Source organism: Frankia sp. KB5 (assembly GCF_002099325.1).
GTDB lineage: Bacteria > Actinomycetota > Actinomycetes > Frankiales > Frankiaceae > Frankia > Frankia casuarinae.
The window spans coordinates 1-17,638 of sequence record NZ_MRUJ01000229.1 but is presented as its reverse complement, the minus strand read 5'-3'; the positions used below and the strand labels follow the sequence as shown (position 1 = coordinate 17,638).

Sequence of the window (17,638 nt, the reverse complement as noted above, 5' to 3'; positions counted from 1 at the left end):
CTGGCCACCAGCGGGACGAAGGCCCCGCTGTCGTGCGGGTTCGCCGGGGAGACCGCCACGACCAGCGGCAGCCCGCCCGCGTCGGTCAGGACATGGATCTTCGAGCCCGGTTTGCCGCGGTCGACCGGGTTCGGACCGGTCAGGCTTCCCTTTTTTTGCCCGCAGGCTGGCCGCGTCCACGATCGCCGATGACCACCGGAGCGGCCACACGAGACACGCTCTATGTGCAGGTGCTGGCCCGGTTGACCAGCGGGCTGCACTTTCAGCGCCGGGATCTTCCCGCGGAGCCGGCCGCGGGCCAGCTCCGCCAGATACTCGGGGTTCCGCTCCCCGGCGATCATCTTCTCCAGGATCGCCCGGCCGGAGACTCCCAGCGGCTGGGAGGCGACGCTGGTGAGTTTCACCCCGGCGTCCTGCATCAGCTTCTCCAGCCGCTGGACCTCGCGGGTCTTCTCCTCCACGACCGTGCGCCGCGCCCGGGTGAGGTCGCGCAGGTCCCGGAACGGCTTCGGGGGAACGAACGACGGCCGGACCAGGCCGTGCGCGACGAGGTCCGCAAGCCACGCGGCGTCGGCCACATCCGTTTTCCGGCCTGGTACGTTACGGACATGCGCGGCGTTGAGAAGCCAGCATTCGAACTGGTCTTCCAGCAGGCGGAAGACAGGTTTCCAGTAAACCCCTGTTGATTCCATTCCCACGACCGTGACCTTGTTCTGGGCCAGCCAGTCCGCGAGGAGACCTAACGAACCCCCGGTCGTGGTGAACGTGCGGACCTCGACTTTCGGATGCGCCGGGATAAACCGGCCTTAGGATAAGGAGTAGCGATCCACGACGACCCCGAGCCATGTGGCTGCTTMCGCAAGGGGGCGGCTGAAGCGTTGGTAGGGGCACGTGTAGGCCAGGCTATTGAGCCGCGAAATGAGAAGACCGGGTGCGCCGACGTGGTCGAAAGCACGGAAGGCAACACCGTCGCGAGCGCTAGACGCGAGTTCGGGACGGGCCCCGCGCGGTCGGAGAACCATGGCATGCACGGAATCCTCAGGCACGAGAACCGGGAGATCCCGTACCCGCCCGTCGGTGTGATGGCCGGCGGGCCGTCCAGGGAACGCCAAGGCGGTAATCCTGGGATGCACGGGTGCGGGAGGTCAGACACGCCCATAGTACCTGTGAACCAGCCGAACAGAGCCGCGAGAGTGGTTGCGGAGGCGGGGGAGGAAAGGGCGTGGCCAAGGGGAACACGGCCAGCGAAACACGTTCCGGACGCAGAGCCGGGTCAGGCGTGTCAAACCCGTTGGTCCGTGTGCGCCAAGCCGCACGGCGGGACAGGAAGATGCGGTTCACCGCRCTGCTCCACCATGTTGATCTGGCTCGCCTGGAGGCGGCGTTCCGGGCGGTTCGCCCGAAGGCCGCGCCGGGCGTGGATGGGGTGACGTGGGAGGAGTACGAGCAGGACCTCCAGCGCAACCTGGTCGGCCTGCACGACCGGATCCACTCGGGGCGCTACCGGGCGAGTCCCTCGCGGAGGGTGTACATCGCGAAGGCGGACGGGCGGCGGCGGCCGCTCGGCATTGCCACGCTGGAAGACAAGATAGTCCAGCGGGCCGTCGTCGAGGTGCTCAACGCGGTCTTCGAGGAGGACTTCGTCAACTTCTCGTACGGGTTCCGGCCCGGGCGTAGCCAGCACATGGCGCTCGACGCGCTCGCGGTCGGTATCCAGCGGAAGAGGGTGAACTGGGTTCTTGATCTTGATATTAAGGAGTTCTTTTCGAGCCTCAACCATCAGTGGCTCGTCAGGTTCCTTGAGTACCGGATCGCGGACAAACGGCTCCTGCGCCTCATCGAGAAGTGGTTGCGTGCGGGAGTGGTAGAAAACGGCGAGTGGGCGGAGACGACGGTCGGATCACCGCAGGGGGCTTCGGCGTCGCCGTTGCTCGCTAACGTGTACCTGCACCACGTCTTCGACCTGTGGGCGCAGTGGTGGCGGAATCACAATGCGCACGGAGATGTCATAGTCGTACGTTTTGCCGATGACGCGATCGTCGGGTTTCAGGCCGAGGACGACGCGCGGCGGTTCCTTGCTGATCTCCGTGAGAGGTTCGCGAAGTTCGGCTTGGAGTTGCACCCTGACAAGACCCGGTTGATCGAGTTCGGGTGGTTCGCCGCCGTGAACCGGTCGCGCCGTGGGGAGGGCAAGCCCGAGACGTTCAGCTTCCTGGGCTTCACGCACCTGTGTGCGACGGGGAAGAAGGGCTTCTTCTGGGTGAGGCGTGTCACGGACAAGCGGCGTATGGCGGCGAATCTCCGGGAGATCAACACCGAGGCGAAGCGGCGCCGTCACCAGCCCATCCCCGATCAGGGGCAGTGGTTGCRCAGCTTTGACGCCACTACCCAAGGCAGGAGCCCAGCGCGGTAGTTCCGCTCGCTGGGATCTGTGCGGGGGCCGCCCGTAAGGGCGGTCCCCACCGCGATCGGTTTTCTTGCCCGGACTGGATCCGCACCGCCGCGGCCACCGTGTCCCGATGAACGTCGAGCCCCGCGCAGCGCGGGAACACAACCTCCACCCCTACCTCCCTTCCCAACCAGGAAACACCCTCCAAGGTGYGTTACCCGGGGAAGCCTGAACACGGAAACTGAGGAACGCGCTCACGGCAGCAGGAACAAGTGCCCCAGGCCTCCGCCGCCATACTCAAACACGGGCTCGTCCGCACCAGAGACAGCCGACGTCGACCGGGCAACGCCCCACCATCATCCCAGACACGGCCCGGCACCCAGCAAACAGCCCACCGCAGCCCCATCAAATTCTCAGACAAAATCATCCTGTGGCTATCCGACGTTCCACAGCCGCACGGTGCGCTCGTTGCCGCCGCTGGCCAGCGGTGTGCCCGTCCGGGCGAAACGCCCCCGACAACACCCCGTCGGTGCGTACGAGTGGCGGGCGGCACCCTGGAGCGTCTTCCAGGCCAGGCGAGCAGCCCGGTCAACGGTTCGGGAACCGGGTCACCCAACGGCGCTGCCAGGGGGTCTCGACGGCCCGGTGGTGATGGTGTTCCCGGGTCCAGGCGACAGCGTCCGGTGGGTCCAGTCCGGCCAGAACGGCGAGGCAGGCAAGGACGGTGCCGGTGCGGCCGACGCCGCCCCCGCAGGCGACTTCGACCGCCGTGCCGGCCCGTGCCTGCTCGTGCAGCGCCCGGATGTGCCGGGCGGCCTGGTCCTGGTCACGGGGACAGGAGGAAGTCGGGCCAGTCGATCCACGTGCGCGGCCAGTCCAGCTCCCCGTCGTGGCGGCGGCGAAGACGGCTGGTTCCCAGGTAGAGGCCGAAGTCAGGCACCGGTCCCCTCGGTAGCGGGCGGCGCAGACCGCGGCCGCGTACCCGGCAGCCGTCCGGAAGCCGCAGGGCCCGCACGAGCGGCGGGCCGCTCACCGGGCCACGCCTGCGACCTGCCCGGCTGATCGAGAACTCCACATCTGGCCCTCCGTCTGTCCGTCGCATCCCGCCACCCCGCCACCCCGCCACCCCGCCACCGTCAACCATCCTGACACAGAGCGGTTCGACCAGGACGAGGCACGCAGCTGACCGGCACCGGCTGCAAAAGGCAAAGGCAAGGAGGTTGCCCGCTCCTTGCATCCRACCCTACCCGAGCTGGAATACCCGAATCGGCGGATCCGGATCACGAAACCGGGCAGACTGGTGCCTTCACCGCCAGCCGGTCGAAGAACACGGGCCGGTAGATAGCGGAACGCTGGAAGAGCCCCTACGCAAAAATCTGACAGGCTCTCACTGCTACATCAGGCTGGAAATCCTCGCCAAATCCGACCCGGCCGGYGACGGACTCACACGACACGCACAAGATAGCCGTGATACCACGACCACTCACCGCATAACCTGAACACGGAGGATCGCGCAGGGACGATCTTCTAACACCACACCAGCGGACGTGACCCGAACATCGATCGGGAGAGGAATCCGATGACGCGCAAGCACCTCGTCAGCACAGCAGCGAGCGCTGCACTTGCCGCCGGGCTGGCCCTGACCGGCGCAGCACCGGCCCGGGCAACTACCGCCCACGTCGCCCGCAGCGTGGCCACTCCCGACTCCCGCGCCTCCTACCGGCTGTGGACCCAGCGCGGATACGGGTACGCCGACGTTACCAAGACCTGGTCTGCCCAAAAGGGCTACCCGGGCTTCTACCATGGCACCGTCTCAGGCTGGGTCTACCATTACCACGCTCCCGCCAACCGCAAGGTCGCGGTGCAGGTGAGCGCCGACGGCCGTGTTTTTCCCCCGGAGGGCGCGACATCGAGCTACCGGTACTTCTCCGTCAAGTACGCCTACACCAAGCGGGTTCTGGTCCGCGCCTGCCTGTACCGCTCCGGCGCCAAGGGCGTGTCCTTCTGCGGCCCCTGGAAGTGACCAGCGGGCATTCCCCGTTGGCCGCCGTCAACTCCGCGCTCCGCGCGTCCTGCGACGCGCTGCCCGCGGCCAGGTGCGCGATCCACACCGGCCAGGTGAACCCGGGACAGGACGCCCGGGCGTGGAGTGGGTAGGCCTGTTGAGGTGGACGGGCGGGCCTCGCGTCCTCCTGCCCGACGATTAGCGTTAGCGTCGTTGTGCCTGCTCAGGGGCGGATGCGCCGGCTGGCCGCGAGGAGCGCCAGCGCCGCGACCTGCACGGCGGCGGTGACGGCGATGAGGGCGGGGATGGACAGGTCGTAGAGCGCGCCGGCCAACGCGCCGCCGCCGGCGGTGGTCGCGCCGACCACGCCGGCGAAGACGCCGTAGGCGCTGGCCCGGCGGGCGGGCGGGACGAGGTCGGCGACGGTGGCCCGCAGGGTGGATTCCTGCACGCCGATGGCCGCTCCCCACACCAGCGTCCCGGCGACGGCCAGCGCGGGGGTGTTGGTGAACGCCAGCGCCGGGACGGCGGCGGCCAGCGGCGGCAGCACGGCGAGCACACCGGGGCCGTGGCGGTCGTAGGCCCAGCCGGTCGCGAGCGCGGCGAGGGCGTCGACGCCCATGGCCGCGGCGTACACGACAGGCACCGCGGCCACCGGCAGCAGGCCACGGGTGACCGCGTGGAAGGACAACACGCCGAACGTCGCCAGCCCGGTGGTGGTCGCGGCCGTGAACCCGGCATACGTCCAGAAGGCCCGGGGTAGTCGGGCCCGGGGCGCGGCGGCCGGGCCGGTACGGGGGACGGGCACGGCCGGCGGCTCGTCCGGCTCGTAGCCGGCCGGGTCGGGCACGCGGGCCCGCAGCCAGAGCAGAACAGCAAGGACACCCAGGCCGGGCAGGGCCAGGACGCCGAGCGCCGGGCCGTAGYCGGCGCCGGAGGCGAGCACCGCGGCGACGAGCAGCGGCCCGGCCAGCGCGCCGAGCTGGTCCATCGCCTCGTGCACGGCGAACCCGCGGCCCCGGCCGGTGGCGGCGGTCGCGTGGGAGAGCAGCGCATCCTTGGCCGGGCTGCGAACCGCCTTCCCGACCCGTTCGGCGATCACCAACAGGCCGGCCGCCCACAGCACGCCGGTCACGCCGAGCAGGGGCACGGCGGCGACGGTCAGCGTGTAACCGGCGATCGTCCACGCCCAGAACCGGCCGGTGCGCTCCGCCAGCGGCCCGCAGACCAGCCGGGGCARCAGCGCCGCGGCCTCGCCCACCCCGGTGACGACACCGACCACGACCGCCGACGCGCCGAGGGAGGCCAACAGCGGCCCGGTGACCGACCGGGCGCCTTCGTAGACGACGTCCGCCAGCATGCTGACCACGCCGAAGACCAGGACAAACCGCCACGGCCGTAGCCTGACCGCGGCGGCGGGCGCTGTGCTCGTGCCGTGCGCCGGTCGGATCATCCCCACACCGCCCGCGCCAGGGCCGCGCCGAGAGCGGCGGCGCCGAACGCGGCGAGCACACTGCCGGCGACGTTGGCCGCGGCCAGCAGCCGGGCGCCGTCCTCGGCCAGCCGCAGCGTTTCGTAGGAGAACGTCGAGTAGGTGCTCAACGCCCCGCACAGCCCGGTCCCCACCAGCGACACCACCTGCTCCGACGCCACCCACGCCGGCGGCGCGCCCGCGCCCGCGGCGCCGGCGACCAGGCCGAGGAGCAGACTGGCCGTGACGTTGACGGTGAACGTACCCCAGGGAAAGACCGTGTCGTGTCGGGTCTGCACCGCCCGGTCGGTCAGATAGCGCAGCGGCGCACCGGCCGCGGCCCCGGCGATCACCAGCAGCCAGTTCACCGACTCGCCTCCCGGCCGACGTAGCGGATCACTTCGACCTCGTCGAGGATGACCAGCCCCTCGGTGACGAGTTCATCGAGTTGCGGGAGGAAGGCCCGTACCCGTTGCTCGTCATCGACGATGACCACCGCCACCGGCAGGTCCTCGCTCAGCGACAGCAKCCGGGCGGTGTGCACGATCGAGGATGCGCCGAACCCCTCCACGCCCCGGAACACGCTCGCCCCGGCCAGCCCGGCGCGGTGCGCCCGGTGCACGATCTCGCTGGCCAGCGGCCGGTGATGCCACACGTCGCTCTCCCCGACGAACACCGTCAGCCGCAACGCCCGGCCGCTCAACCTCATCACGCCCGCCTTCCCGCGACCCGTCGCGTCCTCGCCACGAACCATCGCATCGCAGCCRCCGCCGCCCACACCGCGCCCAGCGCGGCGAGGACGCTCAGCACCAGGTACGCCAGTGCCAGCCCGGTCCGCCCGCCGTCCACCAGCCGCTGCGCGTCGAGCGCATACGTGGAGAAGGTGGTGAACCCGCCCAGCACCCCGGTGCCCAGGAACGGGCGGACCAGCGGATGCACCGTCCGCACGTCGGTGATCAGCACCATCAGCACACCGATCGCCGYGCAACCGGCCGTGTTCACCGCCCAGGTGGTCCACGGGAACGTGCCCGGCATCGTCGGCCACACCAGCGACGCCCCGTACCGGGCACATGCCCCCACCGCCCCACCGGCCGATATCACCGCCAGCAGCAGGACCGCGACCGGCGCGTGACGAAGCTGCCGGCGCCGCACCGGGACAGGCCCATCACCATCAGGGTCGGTGCCATCAGGGTCGGTCGGTGCACCGACCGTCTGCTCGGTGTCGTCCACGCCCGCCCCCTACCTGCGCGACACCCGGGCCAGCCAGGCATGACTTGTCACAGGTAGGGACCGTTGGCGGCGCGCTGCCGCGGTTCGGGTCCGGCGGGCCCCACCGCCGCGCGGTGACCGAAAGCCGCCGCCGTCACACCATACCGGCTTCACTGCCACCGGTTCACCGCCACCGGTTCACCGCCACCGGTTCACCGCCACCGGTTCACCGCCACCGGTTCACCGCTACCGCCGGACGTCGTCAGCCCCCACCAGGATGCCGGCAGCCGCCAGGCCGGGCGGGTGCCGGCCTGCCCGGCCTGGCGTGCTCAGGCGGCAGACAGGAGTTCCCCGATGAGTTTTTCGACGCGGGCGCGGATGTCGTCGCGGATGGGTCGGACGGCGTCGAGATCCTGGCCGGCGGGGTCGTCGAGTGCCCAGTCCTCGTAGCGGATGCCGGGGAAGACGGGGCAGGTGTCGCCGCAGCCCATGGTGATGACGACGTCAGAGGCCTCGACGGCGTCAACGGTGAGGATTTTCGGGGTTTCGGCGGTGATGTCGATGCCGACCTCGGCCATCGCGGCGGCGGCGACGGGGTTGATCCGGTCGGCGGGTATGGAGCCGGCAGAGCGGACCTCGATCTTCCCGGCGGCGAGACGGGTCAGCCAGCCGGCGGCCATCTGGGAACGGCCGGCGTTGTGGACGCAGACGAACAGCACCGAGGGCTTCGCAGACACGACGGTGTCCTTTCCGGTCGGGTTGCCCAGGTCGATCACGAGACACCTCCAGGAAGACGTGAAGGGGCGGCGCTGTTGGGTGCCACGGCGCTGTCCGGGTGGGTGAGCAGCACCCCGGCGGCCTGCGCCGGGCCGGCGGGAGTCGGCGGGTAGAGCAGCCGCACCAGCCCGTAGCCGACCGCGCCGCCCAMCGCCTGGGCGGCGATGAACGCGGGCACCGAGGCGGGGGCGATCCCGGCGAAGGTGTCGGAGAACATCCGCCCGATGCTGATCGCCRGATTCGCGAAGCTGGTGGAACTGGTGAACCAGTAGGCCGCGCCGATGTAGGCGCCGACCGCGGCCGGTGCCCGCTCACCCCGCCCGGACCRCACCAGCGCGAAGATCAGCAGGATGAGGCCGGCGGTCGCGACGACCTCGGCGAGCAGATGCGCCCCGGACGCCCGGTGATGCGTGGAGATCGACACCGCCGACCGGTCGAATATCAGGTTCGCCAGCACCGCCCCGGCGACGCAGCCGAGGATCTGGGCGGGCAGGTAGGCGACGGCGTCCCGCCACGACAGCCCCCCAAACGCGGCGTCAACCACCGTGACCACCGGGTTGACATGCGCCCCGGACACCGGCCCAACCATCAGAATGATCGCGTAGAGGCCGGCGGCGGTCGCCGCGGCGTTCTCGACCAGCTGCAGGCCTGTCTGGTCCGGGCTGAGCTGCGCCGCGGCGATCCCCGACCCGACAACCAACGCGGCGAGCAGCATGGCGCCCAGCGCTTCGGCGGCCAACCGCCGCACCAGCGGCGGCCGGCCCTCCCCGTTGTCTGTCACCGTTCGCTCTCAGTGACCGGTGCCGGCGGTGGCCGGCTCGATCGTCACCGCCGGCACCGTGGGAGCGCACACCGGCCCACAGCCACACGCCGACCCGGGAGCACCCCCGGCCCCCGGTTCCACGGTGCGCAGCTGCGGGCCCGCGCCCTCGGCGATATCGGCGAGCACCGTGTAGATCTCCCACGGCGCACCGTCCGGATCATCCACCCACACCTTGTCCTGCAGCGCGTAGCAGCAGGCGGTGTTCTCCTCCACCGCCGTCACCAGCCCCGCCTCCCGCAGCCGGCTGGCGGCGGCCGAGACCTCCTGCGAGGTCTCGATCTCCACCCCGAGATGGTTCAACGCCCCCGCCACCCCCGCGCCGCGGGCGTCCGGGTTCTCGATCAGCACCAGCTTCAACGGCGGCACGTCGACGGCGAAGTTCGCATATCCCGCCCGCCGCTTCGCCGGCCCGACCCCGAACAGCGTCGTGTAGAACTCCACCGCCGCGTCCACGTCCGAGACGTTCAACGCCAACTGCACCCTGGCCATCCAGCCCACCCCTTACATCGACACCCATCTATGTTCTTGCGGGCCGAGGATGACCGCAAACATAGACGTCTGTCAATGGCTGGGGCATGTCGGCGRCACGGCGACCGCCTCCCCACCGGCGGGCCTCCCGGTCGTCGACCCGGTCATCACCCCCGCGGCGGCCGGCCCGCCCGGTCTCGCCGGGAGGATCTTCGCGTGCCGCGCTCCACTCGCCCGCGCCCCGCTGTGCGCCGACCGGGGCCGGCGACCGTTACGCCGGCCCGCRCACCGGCGAAGTCGTCGCCTTTCCGGATAATCCTCACGGTGAGCCTGAATCGCAAAGGCCATGAATCGCAAAGGCCCTGAATCACGAAGACGCTGAATCACGAAGACGCTGAATCGCGCAGACCGAGAGAAGACCGAGACTCAAGAGCCCGCCGCTGTCGGGACGTCAGGGCAGATCGTACCGCGCTTCGGGAGTATCAGGTCGACCAGGTAACGCTCGACAGCCTGGCGGACGCAGCCACTGTCCTGGAAGTAGGCGGTGTGCGTGTAGGAGCGCCATGTCAACAGCACGCTGTTGGCGAGTTGACGGGCGAGGGACACAGCCCCGGAGTAGGGCGTTGCCGGGTCGCCGGTGCTGCCGACGAGGAGAATCGGCGCAGCGCCGGTGGCGTGGAACGGTCCGGTGTAGCGGGAGGCAGCCTTAACCGGCCAGACCACACAGGCAAGGGCACCGAGACCAGAAAGCAAGCCGAAATGGGGACTCTCGCGGTTGAGTTCGTCAGCAAGTCGCTGGTAGGCGCCCACGGTCGGGAAGACCTTGTCGGCGCAGGTGATGGCCGTATGCGCGGCGATGGCCGTATGCGCGACATCGGCGCTGGTGGAGGTGCTGTACGGCAAGGGGAGGATGGCCCCGATCGGGTCCTGCGCTGCGAAGGAGAGCAGCTTGGAACCGTCGTTGTTGTCGTCGGCCAGTGCCAATGCTTCCGCGAGCCGCGGCCACATGGCATGGGAGTACAGCGCGGACCGGACCCCGATCATGGCGGTCACCCAGTTGAGCGTGCGGGCGGCGCCGGTGTCCTTACCGCCGGCCGGGATCGGCTTCTCGATGAGCCGTTCGACTAGGCGGTCGAAGGCGCCGGCCGGGTCGCCGTGGCCGAAGCCACAGTTGGGCCGGGCCTTGCAGTCGGCGAGGAATGCGCCCAGCGCGGTCTCGAAGCCCTGCGCCATTCGGCGTAGGTCCTCCTGCGGTTGGTTCATCCACACGTTCGGATCTTCTACGCCGTCCAGCACCAGCGCCCGGATCCGGGTCGGGAACATGCTGGCGTAGGTGGCGCCCAGCACGGTGCCGTAGGATCCCCCGTAAGAGGTGATCTTGTCCTCGCCGAGCGCGGCTCGCAGCAGATCGAGATCCCGGGCCGCGGCCTCGGTCGACAGGTACGGCAGTTCAGCACCGCTGAACCGTACACAGCCCTGCGCCCACTGACGCCTGTCGTCAACCAGCTCCTGGTACACGTCGTCATCCTCACTCCCAGCGCGGGAAGCGCGGGAGTCGATCGCGAACGGGGAGGTGGCGGCCGGCGGATCATTATCCTGCCCRCTGCTGCAACGGACCGGCGCGCTCCCACCGACACCCCGCTGGTCGAACCCGACGATGTCGAAACGGTCGCGCAACGACGCGCCGAAGAAGCCCAGCCAGTCGCGGATGAACCCGACTCCCGACTGGCCCGGCCCACCGGCCAGCATCACCAGCGAGCCGATCCGCCGGTGTGGCTGGCGAGCCGGAGCACGGATCAACGCCAGGTTGATCGTGCCTGCGGCAGGCCTGGCGTGGTCCAACGGAACGGKCAGAGTCGCGCACTCCAACCCGTTCTCACACGGTTTCCAGGTTAGCTTTGTCCGGGTGGCCGCGGCGGCGGACCCAGACAAGCCCGACCCTGATATACCGGTCAGCAGCGGCAGGCTTACCGCAAGCACGGCAGCAAGGAATGGGCGTGGTATACGGGCTGATCGGGACGGGCGCATCTGGCCTCCGCTCTCCGGTTCGGTCGAGTGCGTGGCGCTTGCGCCCACCTGCCAGCATGAGCATGCATATAGGCCTCGTTCCAGGAACTCGCCCTCACCCGGCCGGGTGGCGTCAGCGAGCTTTACCGCCGGAAATGTCGCGCAGCCCGTACCCGAGGTAGGTGAGCGAGCGTCTGCCGAACCCTCCCGGCTCCCCTTTTCGTCTTCTCGCCGTGACGGCGGCGGCCACGACCCGCCCGCGGGCGCCAAGACGGGTGTTGGCCGCGGTGGAGCCGCCGGGCCGGTGTGCTGCCCCGTCCCCTCGTTACCGTCGCACGGCATGCCGTCGGGTGCGACCGGGGACTGACACATCGTGGTTCCTCACCAGCTCACCCTGGCCTGGCGCCGTGACGATCGGCGCTAGATCGTGACCGACTGCCACTCCCGCGGCCCTCACGGACCCGGCCGAGGCGACATCCGTCGTGCTCGCCCCATCCGGGCCGGACCAGCTCACGGGCGGAGATCCAACAGGCGCACCGGCTGACCCGCCCACCGGTCCGGCGCCGCCGTCGCGATCACCGCGCCCTCGGGACGCTCCGGGGCGGGCTCGGCCACGTACCGCACGTGCGCCGGCGCCCACCCGGTATCACGGGCCACCGCGAGCGCGGCCGCCAGGTCCAGCTCCACGATCGTCRCCGCGGGCAGCGCGGCGATGTGCTCGGCGGTCCCCGGCCGGGCCCGGTCCGCCTCCACCAGCGCACACGCCGGCGCGTACAGAAAGTGCCCCGGCCCGGTGTGAGCGCGTTGGATCAGCCGGGAGGCCAGCACGTTGCCGTAGCCGGCCGAGACCATCGCGGTCTCGTCCAGCACCACATGCAGCGCGTCGCTCACCGTCCCAACGCCCGTGCCAGCCGCCGGTCCAGCTCGGCGTCGGCCTGCGCGGCCTCCTCCTCCGTCGGGTCGTAACCACTCCACTCCCGCAGCACCGCCCGCGCCCGCTCGGCGCGCTCAGCCCGCTCCGCTGGCGTCAGCAGCGTGCTCGCCAACCGGGCCAGATACGCCCGCAACGACAGCCCCTCCGCCGCCGCCACCTCAGCCAGCCGATCCCGCGCCTCCGCCGGAATCCGCACATTCGCATCCGCCATGGACAGCCTCCTTTCACCCACCCCACAGGATACGGGTACGTTCGCGTACCCGTATCGAACCCCGGCTACCTGGTAGCGGCGGCCAGCCAGATCAGGGGCGCAGAACTGCCGGCCCGGCCAGCATTTTCGCTGTGATGATCGCGTTGGTGACGACAGTGAGGCAGCGGGCCTGGTCGGTCTGCTGCTCGGGCCCGGAAAGCCGCTACCCTCAAGGCCGTTATCCTCTGCTGCAACCGACCGGAGCGGGGGAAACGATCTTCATCTACGAGTTCGCCACGGTGGAATGGTTGTGGGACCAGGGGTCCATCCGGGTCAACATGCCCCGGGGCAAGGAGCGGATGTTCCCCGGCAGCTACGACGAGCTGGTCACGGTACTGTCCGACCTCGGCGGCCAGGGCTGGGACGTGGCCACGTGCGCGGCCACCGGGAACTGGCTGTTCTGGACGCTGCGGCGGCAACGCTGATGTCGGGCTGAATGGGACGGGGGTTGACGTGGCGAACCTGCGCGGCTCGCCAGCCGCGCCCGCGGYGGCGGGTCAGCAGAAGGCGACCATCTCGCGTAGCCACTCGCTCAGCTTGGCGATTTCGGTGGCCGACGCGGTGCCCAGCGGTGTGGACCGGGTGAACCGTTGGGTGGATACCGCCGTGATCTCCTCGGTGCGTGCCCAGCTCGGCCGGTCCAGGCCGGACTCGGGCGAGTCGATGCGCACGTGATGGTCCAGGCCCCGGTCCCGCGCGGTCAGGGGCACCACGAGGGCCATGTCGATCGGGAACCGGCAGTGCGTCGCCGAGCCGACCACCACGGCCGGGCGCGGGCCGCCCTGCTCGTGCCCGATCGGCTGACCGAAGTCCACCAGCCACACCTGCCAGGACGCGAGGCTCAGCGCCCGGCTCACCGGTGGTACTCCGGATACTCCTCACGTGCATCCGGCAGGCCGTCGCCGGCCGCGTCGTCGGTCAGCCGCGCCTCGGCCCGGTAGCTGGCCCACTCCTCGGGGTCGGCGCGCAGCTCCTCGTACCGCCGCATGATGCGGCTGATCTTGTGTTCCTTGACCAGGCACCGGACCGCCTCGCCCAGCGGCACGCCATGGAAGTCCCGCTCGGCGATCTCCGCCAGTTCGTCGCGTAGCCCGCTGTCCAGCTGCATAGATGTCGTAGCCATACACTCCAGTGTGGCACGTGCTATGGACCAAGCTATGGCCATGGGTCGAGCTGCGGCCGTAGACCGACTCGGTCATGGTCAAGGACGCTGGCCGCTTCGTGCTGTGGGTCGCCCATGTCGCCCGTGCTCGGCGCGATGGTGCCTACGGGGCTCGATGCCCGGCCGCAGGTCCCCGGCCGCACCAGCCTGATCGGGCACGGTTCGGATCGCCGTTCCCCGCGCCAGACATACGCTCGGACGAACRTTGACGTCGTCAAGCGTCGCCCGCGCCCGACCGGCCGATGCGCACCCGGCCGGCATTCCGGGTGACGTGCACCTGCTGTGACCAGCCACGTGCCCTGACCACTCACGTGCCCTGACCATCGGACCGGCTTCGGACAGAACGACGTATCGAGCTCCTGACCCGGGGAGGGACGGGGCCGCCGGCAGGACCACGCGGCACAGGGAAACGGTGGTCCGATCGGAACACGTCACCGGATGTTGCTTTCGTATACCTCATGACACACACAGTAAACACTACCCTTACGTTAGGGTTGAATGGTGTCGGTGCGTGATCGCCCACGAGGCCGGCGATCGAGCAGCGTCACCGGCGCCGGATGTCCACGGAAAACGGATGTTCGGTGGGAAAGGAACGTCCGGAGGAAAGGGACCACACCGCATGACCGATCAGCACCCACCGTTCGCCAGGTCTCCCCGCCGGGTCCCCCACCAGCGAAGCCCCACAGCGGAGCCGATACCCGTACCCACACCCAGGGCCGGCACGCTGGCCGCGGCCTTCGATCCTCACCGCAACAACCTCAACGCGCTGCGTCTCATCCTGGCCGGCGCGGTGCTCGTGTCCCACTCATGGCTGTTCGTCCGGGGAGAACCGGATCCGTTGACACGTCTGCCCGGTGCCCCCGACCTCGGCACGTTCGCCGTGGACGGCTTCTTCCTCCTCAGCGGCTTCCTGATCATCCGTAGCCACCTGCGGGCACCATCCACCGCCCGTTTCCTCTGGCACCGGTTCCTGCGGGTCGTGCCCGCCTTCTGGGTCTGCCTCGCGCTGACCGCCGTCGCGATCGGTCCACTGCTGTGGCGCCTGAACCGGGGCACCACCGCCGGCTACCCCTGGACCGGCCATGACTCGGCGGTCCGCTACCTGCTCGTCAACGCGGCGCTGAAGATGAACCAGTTCAACATCGGCGACCTACGCGCCGGGCAGGCCGTGGACGGCCCCCTGCACACCCTGTTCTTCGAAGCGCTGTGCTACCTGATGGTCGGCGTTTTCGGCACGGTGGGGATCCTGCGCCGCCGCCGCGGGCTCGTCCTCACCCTCGCCGTCGGCGGGTGGCTGCTCGCCGTCGGCGGGGCGCTCCTCGGCGCCAACCGGCTCACCGACTCCCACATCCTGAAGTACACGGCCGTCTTCCTCATCGGGGCGGCGATGTTCCTCTACGCCGACCGCATCCCGCGCAGCCGGGCCCTACTCATCGCCGCCGCCGCCCTGCTCGCCGCGGGCCTGCTCATCCCCCACGCCTACCGGCCCCTCGCCCTGGCCCCGCTGGCCTACCTGCTGCTGTACGCCGGAACCGGACGGGGGCTGTCGCGGGTGGGGGCGCGCCGCGATCTGTCCTACGGCATCTACGTCWACGCCTGGCCGCTGCAACTGCTCCTGCTCGAAGCCGGGGTCGATGCGGGTATCGGTACGGGTGCCGTCGTCGTGCACATCGCGGCCTCCCTCGCCGTCACCTCCCTCGCCGCCCTCGCAAGCTGGTATGCCATCGAAGCACCCGCCCTTGCGCTGAAATCCTGGCAACCGCCGTCGCCAAGACGTTCGACGGACGCGGGTGCGGCGCACCTGTTCGTCCCGCGGAGCCGTTGACCCCCCGCAAAGGCCGACGCAACGCCCTACCCCACAGATGGATCTTCTAAGTAGCAGATCGTCCGGGTCGACGCAGCGGCCGAAGGATCCACGGTCGTGATCGATCCGGTGCCGGCGGTCCAGGCGGCGGCACCGGCCGGCGGTGCCCACGAGCGACTCGCCGCGGCTGGTGCCGCCGGGCTGGTGCTGCTCAGCAGCGGCAGCACCGGCACCCCGAAGGCGATCTTGCACAACCTAGACGCGATCATGGAAGACAAGCTCGGGAAACGGGCGCGCACCGGCGGTCGGCCCGCCAACATCCTCATGTTCCTGCTGTTCGACCACATCGGCGGCATCAACTCGCTACTCGGCGCGCTGCGCGCGGGCAACACCGCGATCGTGCCGCGGCAGCGGACGCCGGAGGAGATCTGCGCGCTGATCGAGCGATACCGGATCCGGTTGCTGCCCACCAGCCCGACCTTCCTGAACCTGATCCTCATCGGCGGCTAGGGTGAGTCCCCCTGCGTGGTGTAGATCGGGATCGGCTGGTCCTACGACTCCGAGGTGTTCTCCGGGGACCGGTTCTTCCTCTGCGGGGACGCCGCCTGCTTCACCGACCCGTTGTTCTCCCAGGGCGTCCACCTGGCCACCCAGTCCGCCGTCTCGGCGGCCGCCGCGATCGATCGGATCATCGCGCACGAGGACGAACTGGACGCCGTCCACCAGTGGTACGGGCGCAGCTACCGGGAAACCTACGAGCAGTACCACGAGTTCCTGGCGTCGTTCTACACGTTCGCCTCGTTCACCGAGCCGGAGTCGGAGTTCTGGCTGCGCCGCCGGATCAGCGAGTCGGACGACGACCGGCTGAACCGCAAACGATGGTTCGAACGGCTGGCCGCGGGCGACGACGACACCGACACAGCCCGGTCGGTCGCGGGCTTCCGGGACCGTGCCGCCACGATGATCTCCATCGGTCGGCACAAGCGCATGGATCTCAGCGACGAGTTCAGCGACGACGAACTCAACGGCGCGCGGGTCCGCTGGATCACCCACCTGACCAAGCAGCTGAACCGCATCACCTGGCTGCGCTGGAACGGCGACGAGGTCCTGCTGCGGCCGTACTACAAGGTCGAGCCGCTGAGTTTCCGGCTGGAACGCAAGCTGGTGATCGGGAACGAGCTGGGCCAGGACATGATCAAATATCCGTTGGAGGAAGAACACCGGCTCGTCTTCGAGGAACTCCTCAAGGACCGGGTCGGTTACCGGGCCCTGATCCGGCAGCTTGGTGACGCCGGAAGGCAGGATGTGAGCAGCCAGATCGTCATCCGGCTGATGGAGACGGGTCTGCTGACCGGTTTCGACAAGAACGACAACCGGGTCCACATCCAGGACCGCCTGCGCTTCGACGGCGTGGGCACCGACTACGAGGTGTGAGCATGGAGCCAGYGGACGGCATGGAGCCAGCGGGCGGCGGCGAGCCGGCGGTGACGTATGTCTTCATCGCCGGCATCGGGAACTCGGGGCCGGAGCACTGGCAGTACATGTGGTACAAGCGGGCCGGCAAYGGGGTCTGGGTGGACCACGAGTCCTGGGACAACCCGGTGCGCGACGCCTGGGTGAAGGACCTCGACGACGTGCTCACGGCGATCGACGGGCCGAAGATCCTGATCGCGCACAGCCTCGGCTGCACGCTGGTCACCGAATGGGCGTGCGAGCATGCCGACGACGCCATCACCGGGGCCTTCCTGGTGGCGGTGCCGGACGTGGGCGGGCCGCGGTTCCCGACCGGCGCGGTCGGGTTCGGCCCGCCGCGACACGACCCGTTGCCCTTCCCGACCGTCATTGTCGCCAGCGAGAACGACCCGTACGGCTCGCTGGCGCATTCCGTGGCGGCCGCCGGGAGGCTCGGCGCCCGACTGGTCAACGTCGGCTCGCGGGGCCACCTCAACGCGGACTCCGGGCTGGCGGACTGGCCGGCGGGCTGGTCCGTCTTCCGTGACCACTTCGCGGGCTGACCGCACGCCGGCTGTAACGGCATCGGCCGTAACGGCATCGGCCGCTGTGAAACCGGGCCCCGGGGGCCGGGGGGAGAGAAGGCGGGCGTGAAGGTTCTGGACGCGGGGCAGCGCGACACCGGCACGGGGTTCCAGCGCTGGAGCAACGGTGATCTGGCGGCGGTGGTGGGGGCTGCGGGCGGGGTGGGGGTGTCGACGGTGGTGGGCCTGCTGGCGCCACGGCCTGTGAGTAAGTATTCGGAAGTCGTGTGAGGGCATGGTTGTGGGCGGCGTGACTGTGGGTCACGCCGCGCCGGGTGGTGGTCAGCCGGGTGGCTGTTTCCA

At 69.8% G+C, this 17,638-nt stretch carries 20 protein-coding genes and 3 pseudogenes; 8 read left to right on the top strand and 15 right to left on the bottom strand.

Features of this window, described 5'->3' with window-relative positions; all coding sequences use genetic code 11:
- Window positions 1-201 (bottom strand): annotated as a pseudogene (locus KBI5_RS28075) (transposase); the annotation flags it as partial.
- A 62-nt stretch (window positions 202-263) separates the two neighbouring features.
- Window positions 264-776 (bottom strand): annotated as a pseudogene (locus tag KBI5_RS19990) (transposase); the annotation flags it as partial.
- 554 nt (window positions 777-1,330) lie between these two features.
- On the opposite strand from KBI5_RS19990, the gene ltrA reads away from it, so the two are divergent.
- The gene (ltrA, locus tag KBI5_RS19985) at window positions 1,331-2,413 is read left to right on the top strand and encodes a group II intron reverse transcriptase/maturase (protein WP_241883036.1); all 1,083 of its coding nucleotides are present in this window, start codon (window positions 1,331-1,333) and stop codon (window positions 2,411-2,413) included.
- Window positions 2,414-2,977: 564 nt separating this feature from the next.
- Here the strand turns inward: ltrA and KBI5_RS28840 are convergent.
- Window positions 2,978-3,422 (bottom strand): annotated as a pseudogene (locus KBI5_RS28840) (protein-tyrosine phosphatase family protein).
- A gap of 546 nt (window positions 3,423-3,968) precedes the next feature.
- Here KBI5_RS28840 and KBI5_RS19975 point away from each other — a divergent pair.
- Window positions 3,969-4,412, top strand: a complete 444-nt coding sequence (locus KBI5_RS19975; RefSeq protein ID WP_011436734.1) for a hypothetical protein — start codon at window positions 3,969-3,971, stop codon at window positions 4,410-4,412.
- A 205-nt stretch (window positions 4,413-4,617) separates the two neighbouring features.
- On the opposite strand, the gene KBI5_RS19970 is transcribed toward KBI5_RS19975, so the two are convergent.
- From KBI5_RS19970 to KBI5_RS19925, 10 genes are all read right to left on the bottom strand, one after another.
- Window positions 4,618-5,847 carry an MFS transporter gene (locus tag KBI5_RS19970; protein ID WP_085016104.1) on the bottom strand — a complete coding sequence of 410 codons (1,230 nt, stop codon included), beginning with the start codon at window positions 5,845-5,847 and terminating at the stop codon, window positions 4,618-4,620.
- A complete protein-coding gene (locus KBI5_RS19965; protein WP_011436736.1) occupies window positions 5,844-6,233 on the bottom strand; it encodes a CrcB family protein in 390 nt (129 codons plus the stop codon). The genes KBI5_RS19970 and KBI5_RS19965 overlap by 4 nt, the downstream gene beginning before the upstream one ends.
- The gene (locus KBI5_RS19960) at window positions 6,230-6,577 is read right to left on the bottom strand and encodes a DUF190 domain-containing protein (RefSeq protein WP_085016108.1); all 348 of its coding nucleotides are present in this window, start codon (window positions 6,575-6,577) and stop codon (window positions 6,230-6,232) included. Before KBI5_RS19960 ends, KBI5_RS19965 begins: the two co-directional genes overlap by 4 nt.
- The gene (locus tag KBI5_RS19955; RefSeq protein WP_085016103.1) at window positions 6,574-7,095 is read right to left on the bottom strand and encodes a CrcB family protein; all 522 of its coding nucleotides are present in this window, start codon (window positions 7,093-7,095) and stop codon (window positions 6,574-6,576) included. Before KBI5_RS19955 ends, KBI5_RS19960 begins: the two co-directional genes overlap by 4 nt.
- Before the next feature lie 308 nt (window positions 7,096-7,403).
- Window positions 7,404-7,811: an arsenate reductase ArsC gene (locus KBI5_RS19950; RefSeq protein ID WP_035959142.1), complete on the bottom strand. Its 408-nt coding sequence runs from the start codon at window positions 7,809-7,811 to the stop codon at window positions 7,404-7,406.
- A gap of 35 nt (window positions 7,812-7,846) precedes the next feature.
- Window positions 7,847-8,632, bottom strand: coding sequence for an aquaporin (locus KBI5_RS19945; protein WP_085016102.1), 786 nt, complete (start codon window positions 8,630-8,632; stop codon window positions 7,847-7,849).
- Window positions 8,633-8,641: 9 nt separating this feature from the next.
- Window positions 8,642-9,163: an ArsI/CadI family heavy metal resistance metalloenzyme gene (locus KBI5_RS19940; protein WP_023840324.1), complete on the bottom strand. Its 522-nt coding sequence runs from the start codon at window positions 9,161-9,163 to the stop codon at window positions 8,642-8,644.
- 405 nt (window positions 9,164-9,568) lie between these two features.
- Window positions 9,569-10,942: an alpha/beta hydrolase gene (locus tag KBI5_RS19935; RefSeq protein WP_051623968.1), complete on the bottom strand. Its 1,374-nt coding sequence runs from the start codon at window positions 10,940-10,942 to the stop codon at window positions 9,569-9,571.
- 717 nt (window positions 10,943-11,659) lie between these two features.
- Window positions 11,660-12,040: a hypothetical protein gene (locus KBI5_RS19930; RefSeq protein WP_198537834.1), complete on the bottom strand. Its 381-nt coding sequence runs from the start codon at window positions 12,038-12,040 to the stop codon at window positions 11,660-11,662.
- Window positions 12,037-12,294: a hypothetical protein gene (locus KBI5_RS19925; RefSeq protein WP_023840322.1), complete on the bottom strand. Its 258-nt coding sequence runs from the start codon at window positions 12,292-12,294 to the stop codon at window positions 12,037-12,039. The genes KBI5_RS19930 and KBI5_RS19925 overlap by 4 nt, the downstream gene beginning before the upstream one ends.
- Before the next feature lie 146 nt (window positions 12,295-12,440).
- Between KBI5_RS19925 and KBI5_RS19920 the strand changes: the two genes are divergently transcribed.
- The gene (locus KBI5_RS19920) at window positions 12,441-12,758 is read left to right on the top strand and encodes a hypothetical protein (protein WP_241883035.1); all 318 of its coding nucleotides are present in this window, start codon (window positions 12,441-12,443) and stop codon (window positions 12,756-12,758) included.
- Window positions 12,759-12,830: 72 nt separating this feature from the next.
- Here the strand turns inward: KBI5_RS19920 and KBI5_RS19915 are convergent, their stop codons facing one another.
- On the bottom strand, window positions 12,831-13,190 hold the full coding sequence (locus KBI5_RS19915) for a type II toxin-antitoxin system PemK/MazF family toxin (RefSeq protein WP_085016100.1): 360 nt from the start codon (window positions 13,188-13,190) through the stop codon (window positions 12,831-12,833).
- Window positions 13,187-13,456 (bottom strand): hypothetical protein, encoded by a 270-nt coding sequence (locus KBI5_RS19910; protein WP_240724115.1) that lies wholly within the window; start codon window positions 13,454-13,456, stop codon window positions 13,187-13,189. Before KBI5_RS19910 ends, KBI5_RS19915 begins: the two co-directional genes overlap by 4 nt.
- A 658-nt stretch (window positions 13,457-14,114) precedes the next feature.
- Here KBI5_RS19910 and KBI5_RS19905 point away from each other — a divergent pair.
- From KBI5_RS19905 to KBI5_RS26525, 5 genes are all read left to right on the top strand, one after another.
- Window positions 14,115-15,320, top strand: coding sequence for an acyltransferase (locus tag KBI5_RS19905; RefSeq protein ID WP_085016098.1), 1,206 nt, complete (start codon window positions 14,115-14,117; stop codon window positions 15,318-15,320).
- A 96-nt stretch (window positions 15,321-15,416) separates the two neighbouring features.
- Window positions 15,417-15,809: an AMP-binding protein gene (locus KBI5_RS19900; protein ID WP_011436751.1), complete on the top strand. Its 393-nt coding sequence runs from the start codon at window positions 15,417-15,419 to the stop codon at window positions 15,807-15,809.
- 54 nt (window positions 15,810-15,863) lie between these two features.
- Complete coding sequence (locus KBI5_RS19895) at window positions 15,864-16,733, top strand: tryptophan 7-halogenase (RefSeq protein WP_011436752.1); 870 nt, start codon at window positions 15,864-15,866, stop codon at window positions 16,731-16,733.
- Between the two features lie 2 nt (window positions 16,734-16,735).
- Window positions 16,736-17,314, top strand: a complete 579-nt coding sequence (locus tag KBI5_RS19890; RefSeq protein ID WP_108913513.1) for an alpha/beta fold hydrolase — start codon at window positions 16,736-16,738, stop codon at window positions 17,312-17,314.
- A gap of 87 nt (window positions 17,315-17,401) precedes the next feature.
- Window positions 17,402-17,566: a hypothetical protein gene (locus KBI5_RS26525; protein WP_023840318.1), complete on the top strand. Its 165-nt coding sequence runs from the start codon at window positions 17,402-17,404 to the stop codon at window positions 17,564-17,566.
- Window positions 17,567-17,638 lie beyond the last annotated feature (72 nt).

Bases quoted from the DNA above. Each gene is read 5' to 3' on its own strand.
- KBI5_RS19925 (WP_023840322.1), bottom strand. From the start codon at position 12,294: ATGGCGGATGCGAATGTGCGGATTCCGGCGGAGGCGCGGGATCGGCTG.
- KBI5_RS19940 (WP_023840324.1), bottom strand. From the start codon at position 9,163: ATGGCCAGGGTGCAGTTGGCGTTGAACGTCTCGGACGTGGACGCGGCG.
- KBI5_RS19975 (WP_011436734.1), top strand. From the start codon at position 3,969: ATGACGCGCAAGCACCTCGTCAGCACAGCAGCGAGCGCTGCACTTGCC.
- KBI5_RS19910 (WP_240724115.1), bottom strand. From the start codon at position 13,456: ATGGCTACGACATCTATGCAGCTGGACAGCGGGCTACGCGACGAACTG.